Annotated in this window: 12 protein-coding genes and 1 pseudogene; 12 read left to right on the top strand and 1 reads right to left on the bottom strand. The window is 41.6% G+C overall.

The annotated features are described in order from the left end of the window. The first annotated feature begins 2 nt into the window (after positions 1–2). From N5O98_RS19720 to fsa, 5 genes and pseudogenes are all read left to right on the top strand, one after another. Positions 3–1,430: a RagB/SusD family nutrient uptake outer membrane protein gene (locus tag N5O98_RS19720; RefSeq protein WP_004311426.1), complete on the top strand. Its 1,428-nt coding sequence runs from the start codon at positions 3–5 to the stop codon at positions 1,428–1,430. A 19-nt stretch (positions 1,431–1,449) separates the two neighbouring features. Beyond that, positions 1,450–3,953, top strand: a pseudogene (locus N5O98_RS27515) (zinc-dependent metalloprotease). 306 nt (positions 3,954–4,259) lie between these two features. Continuing rightward, the gene (gpmA, locus tag N5O98_RS19735) at positions 4,260–5,006 is read left to right on the top strand and encodes a 2,3-diphosphoglycerate-dependent phosphoglycerate mutase (RefSeq protein ID WP_004300826.1); all 747 of its coding nucleotides are present in this window, start codon (positions 4,260–4,262) and stop codon (positions 5,004–5,006) included. Positions 5,007–5,033: 27 nt separating this feature from the next. Further along, the gene (locus N5O98_RS19740; RefSeq protein ID WP_004300825.1) at positions 5,034–6,086 is read left to right on the top strand and encodes a class I fructose-bisphosphate aldolase; all 1,053 of its coding nucleotides are present in this window, start codon (positions 5,034–5,036) and stop codon (positions 6,084–6,086) included. A gap of 67 nt (positions 6,087–6,153) precedes the next feature. After that, positions 6,154–6,810 (top strand): fructose-6-phosphate aldolase, encoded by a 657-nt coding sequence (gene fsa / locus N5O98_RS19745; RefSeq protein ID WP_004300824.1) that lies wholly within the window; start codon positions 6,154–6,156, stop codon positions 6,808–6,810. 107 nt (positions 6,811–6,917) lie between these two features. On the opposite strand, the gene N5O98_RS19750 is transcribed toward fsa, so the two are convergent. Further along, complete coding sequence (locus N5O98_RS19750) at positions 6,918–10,865, bottom strand: hybrid sensor histidine kinase/response regulator transcription factor (protein WP_004300823.1); 3,948 nt, start codon at positions 10,863–10,865, stop codon at positions 6,918–6,920. A 508-nt stretch (positions 10,866–11,373) separates the two neighbouring features. Here N5O98_RS19750 and N5O98_RS19755 point away from each other — a divergent pair. The 7 genes from N5O98_RS19755 to N5O98_RS19785 all read left to right on the top strand — a co-directional run bounded on the left by N5O98_RS19755 (position 11,374) and on the right by N5O98_RS19785 (position 24,054). After that, the gene (locus N5O98_RS19755; protein WP_004300822.1) at positions 11,374–12,804 is read left to right on the top strand and encodes a RapZ C-terminal domain-containing protein; all 1,431 of its coding nucleotides are present in this window, start codon (positions 11,374–11,376) and stop codon (positions 12,802–12,804) included. A 36-nt stretch (positions 12,805–12,840) separates the two neighbouring features. Further along, complete coding sequence (locus tag N5O98_RS19760) at positions 12,841–13,590, top strand: nucleotidyltransferase family protein (protein WP_004311428.1); 750 nt, start codon at positions 12,841–12,843, stop codon at positions 13,588–13,590. 108 nt (positions 13,591–13,698) lie between these two features. Beyond that, positions 13,699–15,681, top strand: a complete 1,983-nt coding sequence (locus N5O98_RS19765) for a hybrid sensor histidine kinase/response regulator (protein ID WP_118161347.1) — start codon at positions 13,699–13,701, stop codon at positions 15,679–15,681. Positions 15,682–16,490: 809 nt separating this feature from the next. Beyond that, entirely contained in the window at positions 16,491–16,913 is a 423-nt protein-coding gene (locus N5O98_RS19770; RefSeq protein ID WP_008648815.1) for a hypothetical protein, read from the top strand. A 285-nt stretch (positions 16,914–17,198) separates the two neighbouring features. Continuing rightward, entirely contained in the window at positions 17,199–18,839 is a 1,641-nt protein-coding gene (locus N5O98_RS19775) for a glycosyl hydrolase family 18 protein (RefSeq protein ID WP_004304365.1), read from the top strand. Between the two features lie 31 nt (positions 18,840–18,870). Continuing rightward, positions 18,871–22,191: a SusC/RagA family TonB-linked outer membrane protein gene (locus N5O98_RS19780; protein WP_004304364.1), complete on the top strand. Its 3,321-nt coding sequence runs from the start codon at positions 18,871–18,873 to the stop codon at positions 22,189–22,191. An 18-nt stretch (positions 22,192–22,209) separates the two neighbouring features. Beyond that, entirely contained in the window at positions 22,210–24,054 is a 1,845-nt protein-coding gene (locus tag N5O98_RS19785) for a RagB/SusD family nutrient uptake outer membrane protein (RefSeq protein WP_004311431.1), read from the top strand. The last annotated feature ends 25 nt before the right edge of the window (positions 24,055–24,079 follow it).

A 24,079-nucleotide genomic window follows, 5' to 3' on the forward strand; every position in this document is an offset into this window, starting at 1 on the left:
ATATGCGTAAATTACTTTATATATTGCCAGTTATTCTCATATTGGGTTTTGCAGCCTGTGAAAACTATGTGGATATTACTCCTACAGGCAAGAAAACGGTGGATTCTACTGATACTTATTATGAATTGATAGCCCTGCCCAACCGGGCCTACCATCCGGCAGCTTTTGCCTTGTTGAGCGATAATGTCTGGTCGAAAGAATCGAATATCATAGGTAATGAATTTATTTCATGGGATGGTATTAACATGACTTTTAATGAGGCAGCTAACCGGAAAGAGCTAAGTGATAACAATTTATATGAAAATTGTTATACATATATCCTACGGTCAAATATCGTAATTTCATTGGTTGATGCTAGTCTGGGTGATAAAGATGTTAAGGAATTGGCAAAAGCGGAAGCAAAGATCATGCGTGCCTGGGATCACTTTATTCTGATAAATACATTTGCGAAAGCATATAATCCGGAAACTGCAGCCACTGACGGTGGAGTTGCTATCATTGATAAATATGATTTGGAGGCTACTCCAACCAAATCTACGGTTGCTCAAGTATACGATTTTATTATTAAGGATATAGAAGAAGCGCTTCCTTATTTACAGGAAGAGCCGGTGAATGTATATCATCCGTCAAAAGCTTTTGGATATGCGTTGGCTGCCCGTGTTTATCTGTTCCATCGAGATTGGAAAAAAGCGAAAGAAGCTGCCGAAGAATCATTGAAGTTGAATAATACCCTGATTGATTATATTGATTTGGGAGCTAAAGGAGGTCCGACTAAGGTTACTACTTATGCCAAAGGCGGTAACCCGGAAGTGCTGAACTATGCTTATATGGGTGGTCCTACTGAAGTTTTGGCCTTTTGTTATGGTATGCTTAGCCCGGAGATGGTACAACTTTTCGGGCAGAATGATGAACGTTTGAACCAATTCTTTAAAACGAGTGACAACAGTATATACTACTTTGACGAAGGTTCAGGAGCTGCTTTGTGGAATACTTCGATTACTTATTCTAAGTTTCAGCCTATGTCTGTGGGAATGCGTACTGCCGAAGTTTACCTGATTCTGGCAGAAGCGAAAGCACGGCTGAAAGATATACCGGGAGCTGTTCAAACATTGAATCAGTTGCGTGAAAAACGAATCAAGGGAGCCGAAGCTGTATTGCCGGAACCTGCTACCGAACGTGCGATGGTGCAGGCAGTCATTGATGAGCGCCGTAAGGAGTTAATCTCCGGATTTAGTCGCTTCTGGGATTTGAAACGATACAATACGGAAGCTGATTACGCAAAGACAATCACCCGTACTTTTCCGCTGGTATCTACGGATGTCGAGAAAAAGACATATACGTTGAAGCCGGATTCACGGTTGTATATCATTCCATTCCCGTTGGCTGCCCGTGAAAAAAATCCGAACCTGACAATGAACACTAACGAATAAAAAAAATAAAGAGAAAACTATGCGAAAGATTTTGATGATGGCTGTGTTGGCGTTCCTGTCCTTGCAAGGTGTGGGAGCTCGTGCCAGTGGTATATCTCTTCTGGAAAGTGGAAAGAAGAAACTGGTAGCACAGGAAGATACGGTCAAGAAAGACACTGTTAAGAAAGTAACGGCTTATGAAAAACTGTTGAAAGATGGAGGAAGTGAATGTGAGGGTATGTTTACGGTACGCCACATCAAAGATAACTGGTATTTTGAAGTGCCGGATACTCTTTTAGGACGGTTGTTGTTGGCTGTGACCCGGTTTAAAGCAGTGCCACAGGGTTTCAAAATGCTTAGCGGAGAAGAGGTGAACCGGAGCGTTGTTTATTGGGAACAGCATGATGATAAGACTCTCTTTTTACGCGAATATGTGCAATCACAGTTTGCCCGTCCGGGTGATAACATTGCCGAGGCATTGAAACAATCGACTGTAGATCCTGTAATCTATAAATTTGATGTAATCGGTAGAAATCCGGAGACTCAGGCACAGCTCATTGATGTATCAAAACTCTTTTTAGGTGATAATAAATTGTGTGGCTTTACCTCAAGCGACCGTTCCATTCTTGGCATCGGTACTTTAGCCCAGGACCGCACATTTATGGATACGATAAAAACTTATCCTATCAACGTGGAGGCAGTGACTTTGCGTACTTATAGTATTAGTGCTGGTAGACTACCGGCTGCACAGACTGGTTCGGTGACTGTGAAACTGAATACAAGCATCGTGATGTTACCCAAAGAACCGATGCAGCCACGGTTTGCCGATGACCGGGTGGGATTTTTCCAAAACTCGTTGACCGAATTTTCGGACGACCAGCAGACTACCGATCGTGGAGCCATCATCCAGCGCTATCGGTTGGAACCGAAAGATCCGGAACGTTACCGTCGGGGACAACTCTCCGAACCGAAAAATCCCATTATCTACTACATTGATCCGGCAACACCGAAGAAGTGGATACCTTATCTTAAAGCAGGTGTCGAAGACTGGAATACAGCATTTGAAGCTGCCGGATTCAAGAACGCTATAATAGCTAAAGAATGGCCGAACGATCCCAATATGAGTTTGGACGATGCGCGTTATAGTGTGATACGTTATCTATCCTCCGAAACGGAGAATGCTTACGGTCCGCGTATTGTCGATCCGCGTAGTGGAGAAATTATGGAAAGTCATATTTGTTGGTATCACAACGTAATGAACTTACTCAAAAAGTGGTATATGGTGCAGTGCGGGCCACTGGATAAGCGCGCACGCACGATGACTTTTGACGACAAATTAATGGGCAGTCTGATTCAGTTTGTCTCTTCACATGAAGTGGGGCATAGTATCGGCTTACGGCACAATATGGCAGCCAGTTCGGCTACTCCGGTAGAGAAACTGCGTGATAAAGCTTGGGTAGAAGCCAATGGTCATACGGTATCAATCATGGATTATGCGCGGTTCAATTATGTAGCCCAACCGGAAGATCGGATTTCCGAAAAAGGATTGTTCCCTCGTATCGGTGTTTATGACAAATGGGCTATCCAATGGGGATATCGCTATCGTCCGGAATTTAAGGATCCTTATAAAGAAAAGACGTATTACGTGCCGAAGTAACCAAAAAACTGCGGGGAGATCATCGCTTGTGGTTTGTTGGTGATGAAGGAAAGGGATTTGATCCCCGTAGCCAGAGTGAGGACTTGGGCGACAATAATATGAAAGCCAATGAATACGGTATAAAGAACCTGAAAAGAGTGATGGAAAACATACTGACCTGGACAGCACAGCCTGACGGAGAGTACACTGACTTAACCACCATTTATAATTCGGTTCGTGCCCAACATCTGAAGTATACCCTGCAAGTGCAGAAGAACATAGGAGGACGCTATACCAATAATTTGCCGGATCTCAAAGTGCATGATTATCTGCCACGCAGTTTGCAGAAAGAAGCTGTTGAATGGTTGGGACGCAATTTGTTTGTAGCTCCGCTCTGGCTCTATCCTGATGAAGTGGTGAGTCGTACCGGAGTCAAGCCGGTGGATGAGATTCGTGACCGCCAAAGCTCTGTTGTAGCTTTGCTACTTGCACCGGGAATGTTGTATAATATTTACTCAACCTCATTGTGTTCTTCGGAATCGTATGCACTCGATGATTATTTGAACGATGTATTTACTGCAATATGGAAACCGTTGAATGATCCCAGTGAACTGGAGAATAATTTCCGCCGTCAGTTGCACCGGACTTATCTGGGGTTTGTCGAAGGAATGATTAAACCTAGTAGCAAAGATGGTGCCAATGCAAATCTGGCAATCAGCCGTTCTGATATTCAGCTTTTTGTAGAACAGCATTTAGATAAGATTGAAGAGTCAGTAAAAGAGCAACTTGCTGCTTCTAAGGAGGGAGATCTCAATTACCGGCATTATGCGGCATTGCTGCGCAACGTTCAGAAAATAAAAGAAGGATATTATGGAAAAGATGCTGATACGCGGTCTTCTGATAAATAGCTTTGAGGAAAACGAAGAATAGAAAAAATAGAAAAGTAGAACAGATTTTCTTGTATATATAAACTCTCTCTTATTACTTTTACAGACTTACTCTTCTCTAATGATAACCTTGCTTTGATGAATCATCATCCATAATGCAAGCTTAGAATTAGAGGAGGGTATTTTTTTATATCCCTGATTACTGCATCCCGCTTCTTTGTAGAAAGAATCATTATTTCTGGGTATTGACAACTATTTATTTTCTAGTGAACTTTGTGAAGAAACAATCTGTTGTATATATAAAAAGAAGAAAGGAGAATTTTAGAAATGAAAAAGATAGTATTACTTCGTCACGGAGAGAGTGCATGGAATAAAGAAAATCGTTTTACGGGCTGGACAGATGTAGATCTGACAGAAAAGGGAGTTGCCGAAGCTGAAAAAGCCGGAGAGACATTGAAAGAATATGGTTTCAATTTTGATAAGGCTTATACTTCCTATTTGAAGCGTGCGGTGAAAACCTTGAACTGTGTTCTCGATAAGATGAATCTGGACTGGATACCTGTAGAGAAAAGCTGGCGCTTGAATGAAAAGCATTATGGTGAATTGCAGGGATTGAATAAAGCCGAGACTGCCGAGAAATATGGAGAAGAACAAGTGCTAGTGTGGCGTCGTAGCTATGATATAGCTCCCCATCCTCTTTCAGAAAGTGATTTGAGAAATCCCCGTTTTGATTACCGTTATCATGAAGTACCCGATGCGGAGTTGCCTCGTACTGAATCGTTGAAAGATACCATTGAACGTATTATGCCTTATTGGGAAAGTGATATATTTCCTAGTCTGAAAACAGCTCATACGCTGTTGGTGGTCGCTCATGGCAATAGTTTGAGAGGCATCATCAAGCATCTAAAAAACATCTCCGATGAAGATATTGTCAAGCTGAATCTACCTACGGCTGTGCCTTACGTATTTGAGTTTGATGAAAACCTGAACGTTGCTAATGACTATTTCCTGGGAAACCCGGAAGAGATCAAAAAACTGATGGAAGCAGTAGCCAATCAGGGAAAGAAAAAATAGAAAAGTTACACATTAAAAAAAGAAGTTATGAGTAAAGTAGTAGAATTATTAAGAGATAAGGCCTGTTATTACCTGGACCACACTTGCGAAACCATTGATAAATCATTGATTCATGTTCCGTCTCCCGATACAATAGATAAAATCTGGATTGATTCGGACCGGAGCATCAGAGTATTGAACAGTCTGCAAACGTTGTTGGGACATGGCCGCCTGGCAAATACCGGTTATGTGTCTATACTTCCTGTCGATCAGGACATCGAACATACTGCCGGAGCATCGTTTGCCCCCAATCCGATCTATTTCGATCCGGAAAATATCGTAAAACTGGCTATTGAAGGAGGCTGTAATGGAGTAGCTTCTACCTTTGGGATTCTTGGATCCGTAGCACGTAAATATGCCCATAAAATACCTTTTATCGTTAAGTTGAATCACAATGAATTACTTTCTTATCCTAACAGTTTCGACCAAGTATTGTTTGGTACCGTTAAAGAAGCCTGGAATATGGGAGCAGTAGCGGTAGGCGCCACTATCTATTTCGGTTCGGAACAGAGTCGCCGTCAGCTCGTGGAGATAGCCGAAGCTTTTGAATATGCTCACGAACTGGGGATGGCAACCATTCTTTGGTGTTACCTGCGCAATAATGATTTCAAGAAAGGTGCTGTCGATTATCATGCTGCCGCCGACCTGACAGGACAGGCCGACCGTTTGGGAGTGACTATCAAAGCTGATATTGTGAAACAGAAACTTCCGACTAATAATGGTGGCTTCAAAGCTATCGGTTTCGGAAAGATCGACGAGCGTATGTATACCGAACTTGCTTCCGAACATCCGATTGACCTTTGCCGCTACCAGGTAGCCAACGGCTATATGGGACGCGTTGGTTTGATTAACTCCGGTGGAGAATCTCACGGTTCTTCCGATTTGCGTGATGCCGTCATTACAGCTGTAGTCAACAAACGTGCAGGAGGTATGGGATTGATTAGCGGACGTAAAGCGTTCCAGAAACCAATGAACGAAGGGGTGGAATTATTGAATACTATTCAGGATGTATATCTTGATTCGTCAATAACGATTGCATAATCAGAGATGAATGGAAATAAATTATTATCTTTGACTATTAGATCGTTAACCATTAAAAATTAAGAATATGAAATTTTTTATTGACACAGCTAATTTGGAGCAAATTCAGGAGGCTTATGACCTCGGAGTACTTGACGGAGTGACTACCAACCCTTCGCTGATGGCGAAAGAAGGTATCAAAGGAACGCAGAATCAGCGTGAACATTATATCAAGATATGTAAGATTGTCAACGGAGATGTCAGTGCCGAAGTGATAGCAACCGATTATGAAGGAATGATTCGTGAAGGTGAAGAACTTGCCGCGCTCAATCCGCATATTGTAGTAAAAGTCCCCTGTATTGCCGATGGCATTAAAGCGATCAAACATTTCACGGAAAAGGGAATCCGTACTAACTGTACATTAGTCTTTTCAGTAGGACAGGCATTACTGGCAGCTAAAGCCGGAGCTACCTATGTTTCGCCTTTTGTCGGTCGTCTGGACGATATTTGTGAAGATGGAGTAGGGCTTGTGGGAGATATTGTACGTATGTATCGTACCTATGATTACAAGACACAAGTGCTCGCTGCTTCTATCCGCAATACGAAACATATTATCGAATGTGTGGAAGTGGGAGCAGACGTTGCTACTTGTCCGTTGAGTGCTATCAAGGGTTTATTGAATCATCCGTTGACGGATTCGGGATTGAAGAAGTTTCTGGAAGACTATAAAAAAGTCAATGGTTGAGTAAGTAATGAAACTTGCAGTATATTAAAATTTTTAGGCACGGATTATTTGCTCAGGTCTTAGAATTCCGTGCCTAAAGAATATTTGTTTTTTCGGGTAGCTGCTCATTACTCTTTTTTCCGTTCCTGTTTTCTCTTCTCCTTATATTGAGTTGGCGTTTCTCCTGTATATTGTTTGAAAGCCGTACTGAAATAGCGTGAAGTAGTGAAGCCGACCTTCTCGGCAATTTCCGTGAACGACATGTCCGTACTGGTGATTAATGTGATCGCTTTCTCCATCCGGAATTTATTAATGTAATCATTGGCTCCCATATCGGTCAGAGCTTTTAGCTTATTGTAAAGGGAAGCCCGGCTCATACCTATCTCCTTGCAGATAAAAGTGACGTCCAGATTGCTGCTATCCAGATGTTCCTGAATAATTTTATTCAGTTTCAGCAGAAATGTTTCATCTGCCTGGCTGAAAGTGCTCTCTTCCGGCGCAGGGACTAATCCTGTATTCAAATATCTTTTCTTGATAGATTCGCGGTTTTTCAATCGGTTGCGAATGATTTCCATTAGCATTTCTATCTCAAAGGGCTTAGTCAGATAAGCGTCCGCCCCGTTCTTGTAGCCACTCAACTGACTTTGTTTATCATCTCTTGCTGTCAGCAGAATGATAGGAATGTGACTGATCGTAATATCTTCCTTTATATTTTTGCAAAGTTCATATCCATTCATTCTCGGCATCATCACGTCACTGACGATAATATCCGGAGCATGATTTCTGGTCAGTTGAAGGGCTTCCACACCATCGGAAGCAATCACTACCCGTTTGAAATATTCTCCCAGTGACTTTTTCAGAAAATCCGTCAAATCCGGATTGTCATCCACCACTAGAATACTGTAAGGACTCGTATCGAACGTATTTTCCTCCGGTAACTGTTCTTTGCTATCATCGTTCATCAATTCGTTCAGATATGCCTTCGGCTGACAGACGATCTCTTCCGATTGTTGTCTCAAGGGTAGTTCAAAGAAGAATGTTGCACCAGCTTCCTGATTATCCCGTGCACCGATGGAGCCTCCGTGTAGTTCTACCAGAATCCTGGAATAAGATAATCCGATACCTGTGCCGCTTTGCTCTCCTGTACCTTGATAGAAACGGGTGAAGAGTTTTTGTGTATTTACTTGTTTCAATCCGTTTCCCCGGTCAATGATGGAGATACGTACGCTATTTTTCTCGGAAAGCAACTCCGATGTAATTGTTATTTCTGCATCTTGTGGACTGTGTTTCAAGGCATTGATAAGCAGATTGCTTAGAATAATCTCACACTTATCTTTATCGAAACTTACAGTATTGACCTGTGGGTCAAGCTGATAGCGGATACGGACGTTTTTAGCTTCACCTTCGCTGACGAAATCTTGGGATACATGTTCAATCCATTGATTGAGAGCATACGGCTGTATCTGCAATTTACTTTCCCCAACCTCCATTTTGCGTACATCGAGTACCATATTAATAAGGTTTTTCATTCGCTGTGACTGGCGATAGATTGCTTTTATAGGTAAATATTGTGTATCTTCGGCAGAAAGCGATTTCAGTATCCGGCTAAGCGGTGCGTGTATGAGCGTTAAAGGTGTGCGCAGCTCATGACTGATATTAATAAGGAAACGTACTTTTTCTTCATATACCTGTTGTTCATGTTCCTTCATTGCCCATTTCAGTTTTTCTTCCTTACGCTTTAGAGTTCTTCGGAAAGTTTCAATAATAGCGGCAGCAGTAAGAACGGTACAGCTAAGAATAAACCACCATGTCCGATACCAGGGAGGGAGAATGGTTAGTTCCAGTACTTCCTGACTGGGAATCCAACTGCCATCTTTAGCTGTACATGAAGCCATAATCTTATAACTTCCCGGAGGAAGTGAACGTATAGCCAGTTCGGGATTGTACGATTCGATTTGCTGGTCATTCAGCCCTTCTATCTGGTATCTGTACACTTTCTGTCGGAAAATGTCCTTCTCTTTCGACATGATCCGGATAGTGATATTACTGTTCCAGGGAGCGGAGATCCCTGTTGGTCGATTGGTTAATTCGTTATTCACGGATTCTCCATTGATGATGACATCGGATAATTGGAGTTGGGGAAGTTCAGAAGTTGTTAATGGTATTTTGCAGTTAATGTGCAGTAAACCTTTTACTCCACCCATATAGACGTCTCCCTGCATACTTAACAGGCGGGGTTTGGAAAGATATTCGTTCTGGATTACGCCGTCTGATTCGCCGAATAGAACGAACTTTTTTTCTTTGATAAGCCAAGCGAAAAGCATGCTGTCAGCTCCTATCCATACTTTTCCTTGCTGGTCGCATACGATCAAAGTGATTTCACTAAATAGAGAGGTCGGGATCGGAGTCTGTATTTTGGTGGCGGGATTGTAGTGTACCAATCCGTAATTGTTCCCAATCCAGAAGTTTCCCTCTTCGTCTCTTGAAACGGAGTTGATGGTCGTGTCTTTCCAGCATCTGTATAGGGCTTTCAGCCGGTTTGTATGGTTGTCCAGTTCATATATGTGCTTCGTATCATTTAGATAAGTGGTGTTCCTATAATTGCCGATTGGCAGGAGAGCACCGATAATATCTTGTTCTTCCTGTTCTATAGCGGTACTGAAAGTACGTGTATTCAAATCATATATATAGATATGTTCTCCAAGGAACAGAATGCTGTGATGAGTGTTCCGGAGTAGATTTACAGCCTTGCCTCGATTGCATAAGAGTGCTGTTGTTTCAGCGTCGACAATGGTGAAAGGTTGTTTTTCTCCAGTTGCCGGATTGAAAATAAATACTCCTTGTGAGAAAATAGAAATTAATAATTTACCGGGAGTAAACTGACAAATAGAGGCAACTTTGTCTTCCCAGGTTGAGGGATAATGAGTAAATTTCTCTGTGAGCGGATTAAAGTTGTTGATACCTCCTCCGTCCGTGCCTACCCAGATTTGATCTTGAGATTCCTGGAAAAGACTTAGAACGGTATTGTTGCTAAGTCCCCGGTCGTTGCCGGGTGGTACGTCTGTATATGTTTTCATGGAAACTTCCCGGATGCTGATTAGTCCGTTGCGGATGCTGCCTGCCCATATATTGTTGTTGTAGTCGTTGTATAGGCATAAGATAGAGTTGGCGGGAAGTGAATAGTTGTCACTTCCGGGCACATGTTCCAGCAGAGAAAAATGTCCGGTTTCCGGGTCGAGAATATTAATGCCTCCTCCGTCTGTTCCAATCCAGATTTCTCCTTCCCGTTCGGCGAGACTTAGTACAACATTGTTACTTAGAGAAGAGTTGTGGGTAGTATATGTAGCCAGTAGTTTACCGTCGTGTGTCAGGCAGTTCAGCCCTCCGTTGTAAGGGGCTACCCAGATTCTTTTTTGTGAGTCTATGAGTACGTTCATTATTTCCTTTCCGCAATCGAAAGGAGGACGGCGGCATTTTCCGGTATTCAGGTCGAGCAGGAGTAGTCCTTGCCAGCGACTACAACAAAGTAATGTTCGTTTATCCCATAGACTTAGCAGAGTCACATTATAATTGGGCTCTAGGTCAAACGTTTGCAGGAGGCGGAAAGTGGCATCCTGATAATTATAGAAAAAGATTTTATTTTTCGAACCGAATAACACTCCATCATCAGTCAGGCAGACGGAATAGGCGATGATATTATTTCCTGTTTCATCAGTCGGTATAAGAAAGTCATCGCTTTGCCGCTGATAACGTGCCACTCCCTTATCTGTCAGAATCCATATATTGTTTTGTACATCTTCTATCAGCTGGTAGATTAAATTGTGAGGAATGGAATGAGGGTTGTTTGACTGATGGACATACTTTTTAAGTTCATGTCCGTCATATCGTCCCAGTCCGGAGCGGGTTCCAATCCATACAAAACCTTGTTCATCCGTTAAGATGCATCGTACGGTAGAAGGCAGTCCGTCTTTTAGTGAGATTTGCTTATAGTAATAATGACCGGCTTGAAGAGGGGAGATGCCGATAAACAGTGCGATAAATGCGATGCATAGTAGTAAAAAGGTCTTTCTTCTCATGAGATTAGGTCAGTTAAACTAAAACAAAGATAATACATTCGGATGAATGTTTGTTGAAAAGCAAACTTATTTTGTATTCCTTCAGGTAAAAGAGTTATATATAGTTGCTTTTTTCTATTTAATTTTGTATCTTTAAAGCTTTCCGTCCTTCTAAAGATAAGTTGTCCCCTTGTAATGGGATAATAGTCATCTTATAGGGTGCTATTTATCACTTTACAAAATGATTATTGTCACCTTATAAGGGGATGACTACTCGACTGCATAAACTATTATAAATTTCTGTACTGAAAATCTTTAATCTCTGCACTGAAAATCCTTGAATACAATGAGAATTGCTAATTCTTCATCTTATATTCATAGGGAGCCATTCCAACAACTTTTTTAAATAACCGGCTTATTGGAAGTAAAGGCCTGTACACAGCAGATTAGGTAAAGTAGCCGGTTTTTATCAGCGGGAAGATAGTATTATTTAGCTAGATTCTCTATCTTTGCTCGAAAATATACGACTATGATTACCGAAGAACTACAGAAACTTTATCAGTCATATACGGGCGTTCCCGCTGAAAACATAACAGAATTACCGTCTTCCGGTTCCAACCGCCGTTATTTTCGGCTGACGGGTATAGAAACATTGATTGGAGTTTACGGAGCTTCTATCGATGAGAATGAAGCATTTCTTTATATGGCAGGACACTTCCACAAATGTGGACTGCCTGTTCCCGAAGTGCGCATCGTTTCGGAAGATAAGACCTATTATTTGCAGGAGGATTTGGGCGATACTCTGTTGTTCCATGCCATAGAGAAAGGACGTGCTACCAGCGTCTTTTCAGAAGAGGAAAAAGAGTTGCTTCGCAAAACGATTCGTTTGCTTCCTGCCATTCAGTTTGCCGGGGCCGATGGATTTGATTTTTCCCGTTGTTATCCTCAACCGGAGTTCAATCAACGTTCCATTTTGTGGGATTTGAATTACTTTAAATATTGCTTCCTGAAAGCTACCGGTATGGAGTTTCAGGAGGATAAACTGGAAGATGATTTCCAGAAAATGAGTGATGTCTTGCTTCGTAGTTCTTCCGCTACTTTTATGTATCGTGATTTTCAGAGCCGTAATGTGATGATAAAAGATGGCGAACCATGGTTTATCGACTTTCAGGGCGGACGCAAAGGCCCGTTCTATTATGACATAGCCTCTTTCCTGTGGCAAGCGAAAGCGAAATATCCCGATAGTCTTCGTAAAGAACTGCTGCAAGAGTATATGGAAGCTCTTCGCAAATACCAACCGATTGACGAATCCTATTTTTATAGCCAGCTTCGTCACTTTGTCCTTTTCCGTACGCTGCAAGTGCTGGGAGCTTATGGTTTCCGTGGTTACTTTGAAAAGAAACCGCATTTTATCCAAAGTGTTCCTTATGCCATCGAAAACCTGCGTGAATTGTTGAAAGAAGAATATCCGGAATATCCGTATCTCTGTAACGTTTTGCGAGAGCTTACCGGACTGAAACAATTTACGGACGATCTGAAAAAGCGGCAGTTAACCGTCAAAGTAATGAGTTTTGCCTATAAGAAAGGAATTCCTGATGACTCTACCGGCAATGGAGGAGGTTATGTATTCGACTGTCGCGCCGTGAATAATCCCGGTAAGTATGAGCGTTACAAACCTTTCACCGGACTGGATGAACCTGTAATCACTTTCTTGGAAGAAGATGGAGAAATACTCCGTTTCCTCGATCATGTCTATGCTTTGGTGGATGCCTCCGTGCAACGTTATATGGAACGCGGATTCAGCAATTTGTCCGTCTGCTTCGGTTGCACCGGCGGACAGCATCGTTCTGTTTATTCTGCCCAGCATCTGGCAGAGCACCTGAATCAGAAATTTGGTGTGAAAGTCGAACTGGTGCATCGGGAACAGAATATCGAACATACGTTTGAGGCAACAATCTAAGAAGAGTAAATATTAAAGAAGAAAGTAACCGAAAGAATGAAAGCAATGATATTTGCAGCCGGTTTGGGTAGCCGGCTGAAGCCGCTCACCGATACCATGCCGAAGGCTTTGGTTCCCATAGCCGGACATCCGATGTTGGAACATGTGATCTTAAAACTGAAAGCTGCCGGATTCACAGAAATAGTGATTAATATCCATCATTTTGGCGAACAAATACTTGATTTCTTAGAAGCCAATGAGAATTTTGGGCTTATCATACATATTTCCGATGAACGCGATCTGTTGCTCGACACCGGTGGGGGAATTAAGAAAGCCCGTTCTTTCTTTGAAAACTCCGATGAGCCTTTCCTGATACACAATGTCGATATTCTTTCAGACGTGAATCTGAAAGAATTATATGACTACCATTTACGAAGCGGTGCTGTTGCCACTTTACTGGCCAGCCAACGTAAAACCTCCCGCTATCTTCTTTTTGATACAGATAAGAGACTTTGCGGATGGATAAACAAGGATACGGAACAAGTGAAACCGGAAGGTTTTCAGTATGATTCTTCCCTTTATCGGGAATATGCATTCAGTGGCATCCATGTACTTTCGCCCGCTATTTTTCAATGGATGACCTCTCCCTCATGGGATGGAAAATTCTCTATCATGGATTTCTATCTTGCCACTTGCCGGCAAGTAAACTATGGTGGTTACTTGACAGAAAAGTTGCATCTGATTGATATAGGCAAACCGGAAACATTAGCGAAAGCAGAAGGCTTCTTATACCAAAATGCGAAATAAAGATACTGAAAGAGGCTAAAAGGCCTCTTTCTTTCTATGTAACAAAATATTAAAGTAACTTTGCTTGGATAAACAATCAATATTGTAATACTATACAAATTTTGCTGCATGGAACAGACTTTGGTAAATGGGATAGCTGATAACTTATTGCATAATATCTTTAATGACTTGTCTGTAGGCTTGGAATTGTATGATAAGGACGGTCTCATGATAGATGTCAATTATTCACGGTTGAGATCAATGGGGATAAAAGACAAAAAGGATATTTTGGGCTATAATCTATTCAACTACACCAGTTTCTCTGATGAAATCAAGGAACAGATCAGAAAAGGAGAAACAGTGCGTTTCATGGCAAAATATGATTTTGATGACTTGTGCCGTCTTTTTCCTACTAATCTGTCCGGTATAAAATTCTTCGAGATTACCGTTTCTTTTGTACATAATGATAAGTCTGAAATTACCAATTATATGGTGATAACTCAAGATATCACCGAACGTGTTTTGTGGCAAAACAAATATGACAATCTTTACGAAGAGGTTGTGCGTTCGAAAAAAGAACTTCTTGAGAGCGAACAAAGAATGATCCATTTGATTCGTCAGAATGAATTGGTATTGAACAATATTAATTCGGGATTGGCATATATTGCGAACGACTATATCGTACAATGGGAGAATATCTCGCTTTGTAGTAAAAGCCTTTCTTATGAGGCTTACAAAAAAGGAGAACCTTGCTATCTGACAGCCCATAATCGCACCACTCCTTGTGAGAATTGTGTGATGCAACGTGCCCAGAAATCCGGTCAGGTAGAGTCTATCTTGTTTAATCTGGATAACAAGCATGTCATAGAAGTCTTTGCTACTCCCATATTTAATGAACAGGGAGATGTTGACGGTGTCGTGATTCGTGTAGATGATGTTACCGAGCGGCAGCACATGATTGGTGAACTTGAAAAGGCAAGGAGCCGCGCTGAACAATCCGATAAGTTGAAATCCGCCTTTCTGGCAAATATGAGCCATGAAATTCGTACACCGTTAAATGCTATCGTTGGTTTTTCCGACTTATTGATGGTGACGGAAGATCAAGAAGAAAAAGAAGAATTTATTCAGATTATCAATGCCAACAATGAGTTGCTTTTGAAGCTGATTAACGACATACTGGATCTTTCGAAAATAGAAGCCGGCTCGGTAGAACTGAAATACGAAAATTTTGATTTGGCTGTTTATTTCAACGAATTAGCTGCTTCGATGCATCGTCGTGTAGTAAATCCGCAGGTTCGGTTAGTTCCCGTGAATCCTTATGAAGCCTGTACCGTTCGTTTGGATAAAAACCGGTTAGCGCAGATTCTCACTAACTTTGTAACTAATGCTATCAAATATACCTCCAAAGGAACTATTGAAATGGGGTATGAGAAGATAGACGAAAATATTCGTCTTTACGTTCGCGATACAGGTATCGGCATACCGGAGGATAAAAAAGATAAAGTATTTCATCGTTTTGAGAAACTGGATGAATTTGCACAGGGAACCGGATTGGGATTGTCCATTTGTAAAGCCATTGTTGAGGCTTGCAGAGGAGAGATAGGCTTTGAGTCAGAATTTGATAAAGGGTCTTTATTTTGGGCGGTTTTGCCATGCCAGTTCGAATCGGTTAACAGCGAACCGACTTCTTCACGTCGGAACAATGAGAAGGATGCGAATAAAGAAAATATTCTTGACTCCGAAGAAACAAAAAAAGTACCTAAAAGAGTACTGGTCGTTGAAGATATACAAAGTAACTTCTTTTTGGTATCTTCTATCTTGAAAAACAAATGCCAGTTGTTACACGCACCGAATGGACTGGAGGCAGTTGAGATTGTCCGTACCCAACCGGTGGATTTGGTACTGATGGATATGAAGATGCCTGTTATGGACGGACGTACTGCAACCTCGGAGATCCGGAAGTTCAATGCTGAAATTCCAATTATCGCCCTGACTGCTCATGCCTTTGATGCTGACCGGGTAGCTGCGTTGAAAGCCGGTTGTGATGATTATCTGGTGAAGCCGATCAATGGCGCGAAGTTGATGCAGACTCTGAAAGAGTATGGTTGTTGAAAGGATGGGATTAGAAATGTGCTGATCTGAAAAAGGGTATATTCTATTCTTTCTGTTTTTAATATATCAGTCACTTGTTTGTGGTGAAGGAAAAAACGCTCTGCATTTTGGATGAAAGAATGTAGGATTGTTTGTTATCCTGGATAATTCCTGTCTAAAAATAAATAATTCCTCTGTATTGCTATCTATATGCTTACTGTTTGCCCGTATGTAGTTTGTTTTATCATTCTTTTTTGGTGCGTATATGATGATGAACTAGCCTATAAACAGGCTTTTCCGAGGGCTTTTATAACTTGGTCGGTGAGTATGGAAGGCTTTCTCGGTGAGGAAGGATGTGTTCCTCACCGAGGAATGGCTTATTGCTCACCGAGGAAAATCATTTATTTCTTTAAAGAAAACGCATATCATCTGAAAATATATGCTGTATTGTGGTAGTAATATGCATATATATGTGATAATATGGATGCTTTTAATTCCGGATTACCATCTTCAATAGTTTTGTTTTCTTTCTTAATCTGAAAAATAGAACATTTCTCTTGTTTGTTTGGAGGAATTGAAAGGGAGACGGCTTACTATAAAAGGCTATAAATCCGTAAAGTTTGGGATTGTTTTTTATGTTTATGGATTTAAATAGTTATCTTTGTACAAGAAAGGAGGTATATAATGACTGCTACAAAGAAAATAAAAACTCGGGAAGAACTTAGAGTTGAGGTAGTGAAGAAAATTACAGCTAATAAAAGGAATGCCCAATCTTTTCTAAAAAAAGCTGGAATAGTCTCTAAATCAGGTGAACTTACCAAAATTTATAGATGAAAGAAACATTATACTCACGTCGTTCTAATCTTGTTGTTGGCTTTCATGGTTGTGATCAATCAATTAAAGAACAAGTGTTTGAACATCTGGCGAGATTGGCAGCAGTTGCCGATCTTTCGGAAGAAAATCGTATCGCTTATGATAAGGCATTAGATCGATATAGAGTCAATCAAATCGTAGAGGAGGATGAACGGCGCAAAAACGAAGAGATGCGGAGAAAAGCGGCTGAAGAAGGGATGAAAGAAGGGCTAAAGGAAGGGATAAGAGAAGGAATAAAGGAAGGAATGGAGAAAGGGATGGAGAAAGGAGAGCAAAAGAAGCAAATTGAAATTGCTCGAAAGATGAGGGAGGACGGAATATCCATTGATACAATTATCAAATACACGGGTCTTCAATCTTCTGATATAGAAAACCTATAATATATCTTCGTAGGAAAATTGTTGTAGTTATATTAGGATAAAATATAAAAGAGGCGGGAATATTCAGGAATGAATACTTCCGCTTTCTTTTTTTGATTCGTAAGATGTCCAACAATGTCTATGATGTTTAGATATATCGATGAAATGGACGATTTTAGACAAATTTGGAAGAATCGTAGCTAAAATAGAACATTCTTTGCCTTTAATATAGCCTACATTTGTGATCGTGATTGTCAAAAGGGACAGCACAATTATTAAATAAAGCTAATCTTAATTATTAAATTTATGAGAAACAAATTCCTATTTCTTTGTCTCTTCCTTTTTGGAACGTTGACAGCTTGTAAAGACACAAAATGGGTAGACGTTCCAACTGGTACTCCTCCTGAAGGTGCAATCACAGGAAAACCTGGTGAACCGGAAGAACCGGATGATCCTACTGTAAAATCATTCATTAATTGCTCTTACATTCGGGGGGATTTTTTTGAAATAAACCGTATTTCGGCAGCCAGTATGGGTGCTTGTACGGATTTGATTTATTTGGCAGCGCGTCCTTATGCAAATGGTGAGGTAGCTTTTGAATTGCCGTTGAATGATGCGACGATGACAAACGTATCTCATACAGGCACTTTTCAAGGTCGTAATGGAGTGGTTAAATTTGAAGGAACAAGTTTTATGAATGGTGGTGATGGATTACTTCACTCTGCTGATGGGGCCTTTAATAAATTCACCTTTGGTACCTATATATATATAAGTGAATGGGTGGACGGAGCTTTTCTCTTTAAGAAAATGGATGGAAACTCCACGATCATTGCTTTTCAAATGGGTGCGACAGCTAATAGTTTGAAACTGTCTATTGGAAGTTCGGTTGCAACCGTTACCACTCCTGATCTGGCAACAGGCTGGCACTATATTGGGCTGACTTATGAACAGGGAACGGCGAAACTTTATGTGGATACAAACAATACTGCAATAAGTTTTGTAGGTGCTCTCCCTAATGAAGTACCTAATACACGTACTGATTTTTTGATTGGAGATAAATTTAAAGGTTATTTAGATGAAACTTTTGTAAGCAGTCTGGTAGTAGGTACATCAGGTAGAAATCCTATCACCTTTGACAATTGGAATAATTCCAAAATACTTGCTTACTGGAAATACGATGATGCCACGAAACCTGGCAAGGATTCACATTCCTGGCTGGGGCGTTTGAATAATATACGTACCGCTTTACAGGGACAACAGGGAGATAGAAGATTGCGCTTGGGCATTGCCGGTGGAGAATGGAAAAAGATGATGGCTGATGCCACTGCTCGCACAAGATTTGCTTCCGAGGTGAAGAAGATTATCGAACAATATGATTTTGATGGAGTTGATTTTGATTTTGAATGGCCTACAAATACGAATGAATTTAATAATTATAGTGCAACAGTTATCCAAATGCGTTCTACATTAGGAAAGTATGTTTACTTCACTGCGTCTTTGCATCCGGTTTCTTTTAAAATATCTCCGGAAGCTATTGATGCACTGGATTTTATCTCTTATCAATGTTATGGCCCTGCAGTGATGCGTTTTCCTTATGAGCAATTTGTAAAAGATGGAGAAATGGCTATAACATATGGAATTCCTAAGAATAAACTAGTGATGGGAGTCCCTTTCTATGGTTCTACGGGTAGTCTGATTGCTGCCTATTATGATTTCGTGAATGACGGTCTGGCTACTACGATTGAGGATACATATACATATAAAGGAAATACATATACTTTCAACAGTGTAGAAACGATTCGCAAGAAAGCGAGATATGTGTGTGAAGAAGGCTTTGCAGGTATTATGAGTTGGGATTTGGCAACGGATATTGACGTAACCAATAATAAGTCTTTGTTGAAGGCCATAAAAGAAGAGTTTGAATATTATGCGAATCCGACGGAATAAAAGAGAATCTAAATTAATCAAATACAATATTATGGAAAAAAAGAAGTTCATGCGAGTACAGAAATTTTTGATTCTGTTTCTGATACTCCTGCTATCCTTTCCTTTGAGTGCGTTGGCACAGCAACAAATGATAAAAGGACAAGTGGTAGATGATAAAGGTGAAACCATTATCGGCGCCACAGTGATGGTGAAAGGTTCTAAAGATGGGACGCTGACTGACATTGACGGTAACTTTTCCGTGAAAGGGAAAGTAGGTAACACATTGGTTATTTCTTATGTCGGTTTTACTCCCCTTGAAATAAAGGTGACAAAAGCAGAAGGCAACCGATTTACGTTAAAAGAGGATACAAAAGTCTTGGATGAAGTGGTAGTAGTAGGTATGGATAAACAGAAACGAAGCACCATTACGGCGGCGGTGGCTACTGTAGGTTCCGATGCTATTGTCAACCGTCCGGTTACTGACCTCACGAGTGCCCTTCAGGGTAATGTAGCCGGTTTAAACTTCTCTTCTGATGCGGTTGCTAATGGGGTAGGCGGTGAGACCGGTGCCGAAATTAAATTCAATATTCGTGGTATCGGTTCTATCAATGGAGGCGAACCTTATGTATTGGTAGACGGAGTGGAGCAAAGTTTGCAGAATGTGAATCCTGCCGACATTGAAACCATCAGTGTTTTGAAAGATGCTTCTGCTGCTGCCGTTTATGGTGCACGTGCCGCCTATGGTGTGGTTATCGTCACTACCAAAAGTGGTAAAAAGGAAAAAACACGTATATCATACAGTGGTACTGTAGGATTCAGTTCTCCTATTAATATGCCCCAAATGATGAATTCTATTGAATTTGCCAATTATCTGAACGAACGAGATGATAACGATGGAGTAAAACACTCGATTCCTGATGCGCTCATCGAAAAGATGCAGGGCTTTATGGAGAATCCTTATTCGGAAAAGTTCCCGGGCATAGGACCTAATGCGGACGGTACCGGTTGGGCAGGTTCTAAAGATGCTGTGTATGCCAATACCGACTGGTATGATTACTACTTTAAAAAAGCTTCCATCCGTCATTCTCATAATCTGAGCGTAACGGGAGGTTCTGATAAATTTAATTATTACGTAGGTTTGGGATATATTTACCAGGAAGGATTACTGGATCAAGTGGACGATAACTTGAGTAAGTACAATGTAAACTCGAAGTTTCAGATCCGAGCCAATAAATGGTTGAAGTTTAATTTCAATAATAACCTTTCGCTGAATATACTGAAGCGTCCGATGGCTAACCAGACCATTTTTTATGGAACTATCGGAAGCAGCTTTCCGAATTCTCCTACCCATCTTCCTGTAAAGTCGGAATATAATGACAATTCCGAATACCGTTATCTGAAACAATCGCATTATGTGCAGAACAGAATTTCTGATGCGATGTCGTTTGCCACTACGATTACTCCGCTGGAAGGTTGGGATATTGTAGGTGAAATGAAAGTACGCTTCGATGTGGAAAACAATGACTTCAAACGCGGATATCCCACTGCTGAAAAGCCTGACGGAACGTTGGATATAAGTAAGGGAACCAAGCAGGGGTATCAATATCCGGGCATGAACTGGAAAAACTCTAATTGGGGCTCTTATACACGCGGTAATACTTTCAACTACTACCTGTCTCCAAACGTATCGTCATCCTACACACATGCTTGGGGCGACCACTTCTTTAAGGCGATGGCGGGTTTCCAGATGGAACTGCAAGAAAATTCGAATGGTTATACTTATAAAGACGGATTGCTGACTAGTGATATATTCTCTTTTGTGAATGCTAACGGGCAAGTATTGGCAGGTGAAGACCGGACGCATTGGGCTACAATGGGTATGTACGCTAAACTGAATTGGAATTACAAGGAGATTTATTTTCTGGAATTCAGTGGACGTTATGACGGTTCTTCCCGTTTTGCTCCGGGAAATCGCTGGGGATTGTTCCCTTCTTTCTCAGCCGGTTATGACATTTCTCGTACCGACTATTTCAAAGCTTTGAATCTGCCGGTTTCTCAATTGAAAGTACGTGTTTCTTACGGTCGCTTGGGTAATCAGAACGGAGCGGGACTCTACGATTACCTTGGGATTCAGAGTTTGACCTCCGATTCACCCAATGCTTGGCTGTTGCCCGGTGTGCAAGCTACTCCTCAAAAAGGAACTTTAGCCACTACGCCTAAGATGATCAGTTCGTATATTACGTGGGAGAAGGTGGATAATGCCAACTTAGGTATCGACTTGATGTTGTTGGATAACCGACTGTCTATTACTGCCGATATTTATCAGCGTACCACGCGCGACATGATTGGACCTGCTGAAGCTATTCCGAATCTCGGAGGTATTAGTACGGATGACCGTGCGAAGGTCAATAACGCTACTTTACGTAATCGTGGTTGGGAATTGTCTGTAAACTGGCAGGACCAGTTGAAATGTGGTTTTAGCTATGGCATAGGATTCAATGTATTCAATTACAAAGCTGTTGTCACCAAATATAATAATCCGGAGGGGTTGATATACAACAATCATACCGGTTTGGCAACTAATAAAGGATATTATGAAGGAATGGACGTTGGTGAGATTTGGGGATATGAAGCGAATGATCTCTTTTTGTCCAATCGTGAAGTGGATGCATACCTCAGACAAGTAGATCTTAGTTTCTTTAAGTCCGGCGACAAGTGGCAACGAGGCGACTTGAAATACATTGATTCCGACGGTGACGGTAAAGTGGATCCGGGTAAGGGTACATTGGCCGACCATGGTGATTTGAAAATTATCGGTAATGCCACTCCCAAATACAGTTTCGGTATCAATCTAAACGTAGGATATAAGGGATTTGAAATATCCACTTTGCTGCAAGGAGTTGCCAAGAGAGATTTCCCGATGGCCGCCAGTACTTACCTATTCGGTGGTAAAGAATGGTTCAAGGAGCATCTCGATTATTTCAGTCCCGAGAATCCCAATGGATATCTACCTCGACTGACGACCGATGCCCAGACAACGAATGCCAATACGGGATACAATACTACCCGCTATATGCTGAATGCGGCATATATGCGTATGAAGAACTTGACAGTATCCTATACTTTTAAGCCTCAATTGTTGAAGAATATTGGACTAAGTAACCTGAAAGTATACTTTACATGCGATAACCTGTTTACCATCAGTAAACTGCCGAATCAGTTTGATCCGGAAACCCTTAATCAGGTGAACGCGTGGGCAGGCGGAAGTAACGCGGCTGCTCCGGGACTTACCTCGGCTCAAAATCAGAATGGTAACGGAAAGGTGTATCCGATGAACCGTAATTTCGTGTTTGGACTTGATTTTACATTTTAATTAAAGAGGAACGCTATCATGAAAAATAAAATAATTATCCTGACTGTTTTTGCAGGCTTACTGTTGTCGGCGTGTTCCGACTATTTGGACCGTAAACCCTATACGCAGCCTAACAATGAAGATTTCTTGAAAACCAGAGAGAATGTAGAGAGCTATATAAATAATTTGTATACTTCTCTACCGGCTCCGGCTCAATATGGTATTGGTGTCAGAGGAGAAGAGGTGAACAGTGACAATATCCTTTCGGAAAAGTATGATATGCGCCTGAATGGAGAGAATAATCAATTCAGTGGTTCTGACGATTGGAATAAAGGCTATAAAAACTTGCGTATGGTGAATTACTTTTTCCATTATTACGCAGTTTCCGAGGTGGACGAGACGGACGAAGTGCTTTCATTGAGAGGGGAAGCGTATTTCTTCCGTGCTTATTGGCACTTCTATCTGCTCACACGTTTTGGTAATATTCCCATTATGGATGACTTCTGGGATGGCAATGCTACGTTGGGCGGTTTGCAAATTCCGGCGACAAAACGTGCGGATGCAGCCCGTTTCATCCTGAACGATTTGAAAGCGGCTATTGGGTTGATACCGGAGGCTCGTGCTAATTTACATTCCCGCAGTAAATACAGTGGATTGCGTGTCAACAGAGAAACGGCCATGATTCTGGCTATGCGAGTTGCTTTGTACGAAGGTTCGTGGGAGAAGTATCACAAAGGAACTGATTTTGCAACGGAAGATAACTCTGAAGAGTTTTTTAAGGAAGTGATGAACTGGGGAGATCAATATTTGTTCCCGGTCGGACTGACTTTGCATATGACAGCAACCAATCCGAAAGCTACCAATATAGATGACGCTTTTTCGGAGCTATTCAATTCAAACGATCTTTCCAACATTAGCGAAGTGACTTTTTGGAAAAAATATTCAATAGCTGATGGCGTGTTCAATACCGTTACTCAACAGCTTAGCGGTGGAGTAACAGATAATGTGAAGCCTTCGGGACTATCCAAGTCTTTGGTGGATAACTTTCTGAATGTGGATGGTACGCCGGTTGACCCAACCGATGAAAAGTATAAGGACTTTAATGAGGTATTTAAAGATCGTGACGGAAGACTTTTGGCCATGGTGATGCATACCGGTTGTAAGTTCAAATCTAATAGCTTGATGAATGTGAGAGCGTATGACGAGACAGGTACCGAAGAAGAACAAAAGGAAAAGAATAAAGATATTTCATCTCCGCGCTTGAATGGGGATGGTATTTACAAGAACGTGACCGGGTTCCATACTCGCCTTGGCATTGATACGACCTATGTAACCGGCAATTGTGAAACGGCTCATGTCATGTTCCGCTATGCCGAAGGATTGCTTTGTTATGCTGAAGCTGCCGCCGAATTGGGGCTGTATAACGATGGCGTGGCAGAGAAAACATTGAAGCCATTGCGTCAAAGAGCCGGTGTGGCCTATGTTACTCCGGCGGCTGATCCTCACTTCCCTTTCCAAGGCCTGCCGCCGGCAGTGCAGGAGGTACGTCGGGAAAGACGCTCAGAGCTATCTCTGCAAGGTTTTCGTTTGGATGACTTGATGCGTTGGAGGGTAGCCGGAACGTTGAAAGGTGTGGAAGGACGCGGACGTGGAGCTTATCTGGGCAAAGACGGTGTGCTTTATCTGAGCTTTTCGCCTGCATTGCGGAAAGAAGGACTGAATCATGTACTGACAGATAATGAAGGATGGATGGATCCGTTGAAAGAGTACTTGCCTGAAGGCTACAAGTTTAATGAAGATCGTGATTACTTGTTACCCATACCACCGGATGAAATCCAGATGGACCATGAGCTGAATCAGAATCCGGGATGGCCGACTAAGTAAGGGAACTGAATAAAATTCATTTATG

Source organism: Bacteroides sp. LFL-34, assembly GCF_027257075.1.
GTDB lineage: Bacteria > Bacteroidota > Bacteroidia > Bacteroidales > Bacteroidaceae > Bacteroides > Bacteroides ovatus.

Excerpts from the sequence above, each read along its gene's own strand:
- N5O98_RS19720 (WP_004311426.1), top strand. The coding sequence starts at position 3 with ATGCGTAAATTACTTTATATATTGCCAGTTATTCTCATATTGGGTTTT.
- gpmA (WP_004300826.1), top strand. The coding sequence starts at position 4,260 with ATGAAAAAGATAGTATTACTTCGTCACGGAGAGAGTGCATGGAATAAA.
- N5O98_RS19740 (WP_004300825.1), top strand. The coding sequence starts at position 5,034 with ATGAGTAAAGTAGTAGAATTATTAAGAGATAAGGCCTGTTATTACCTG.
- fsa (WP_004300824.1), top strand. The coding sequence starts at position 6,154 with ATGAAATTTTTTATTGACACAGCTAATTTGGAGCAAATTCAGGAGGCT.
- N5O98_RS19750 (WP_004300823.1), bottom strand. The coding sequence starts at position 10,865 with ATGAGAAGAAAGACCTTTTTACTACTATGCATCGCATTTATCGCACTG.
- N5O98_RS19755 (WP_004300822.1), top strand. The coding sequence starts at position 11,374 with ATGATTACCGAAGAACTACAGAAACTTTATCAGTCATATACGGGCGTT.
- N5O98_RS19760 (WP_004311428.1), top strand. The coding sequence starts at position 12,841 with ATGAAAGCAATGATATTTGCAGCCGGTTTGGGTAGCCGGCTGAAGCCG.
- N5O98_RS19765 (WP_118161347.1), top strand. The coding sequence starts at position 13,699 with ATGGAACAGACTTTGGTAAATGGGATAGCTGATAACTTATTGCATAAT.
- N5O98_RS19770 (WP_008648815.1), top strand. The coding sequence starts at position 16,491 with ATGAAAGAAACATTATACTCACGTCGTTCTAATCTTGTTGTTGGCTTT.
- N5O98_RS19775 (WP_004304365.1), top strand. The coding sequence starts at position 17,199 with ATGAGAAACAAATTCCTATTTCTTTGTCTCTTCCTTTTTGGAACGTTG.
- N5O98_RS19780 (WP_004304364.1), top strand. The coding sequence starts at position 18,871 with ATGGAAAAAAAGAAGTTCATGCGAGTACAGAAATTTTTGATTCTGTTT.
- N5O98_RS19785 (WP_004311431.1), top strand. The coding sequence starts at position 22,210 with ATGAAAAATAAAATAATTATCCTGACTGTTTTTGCAGGCTTACTGTTG.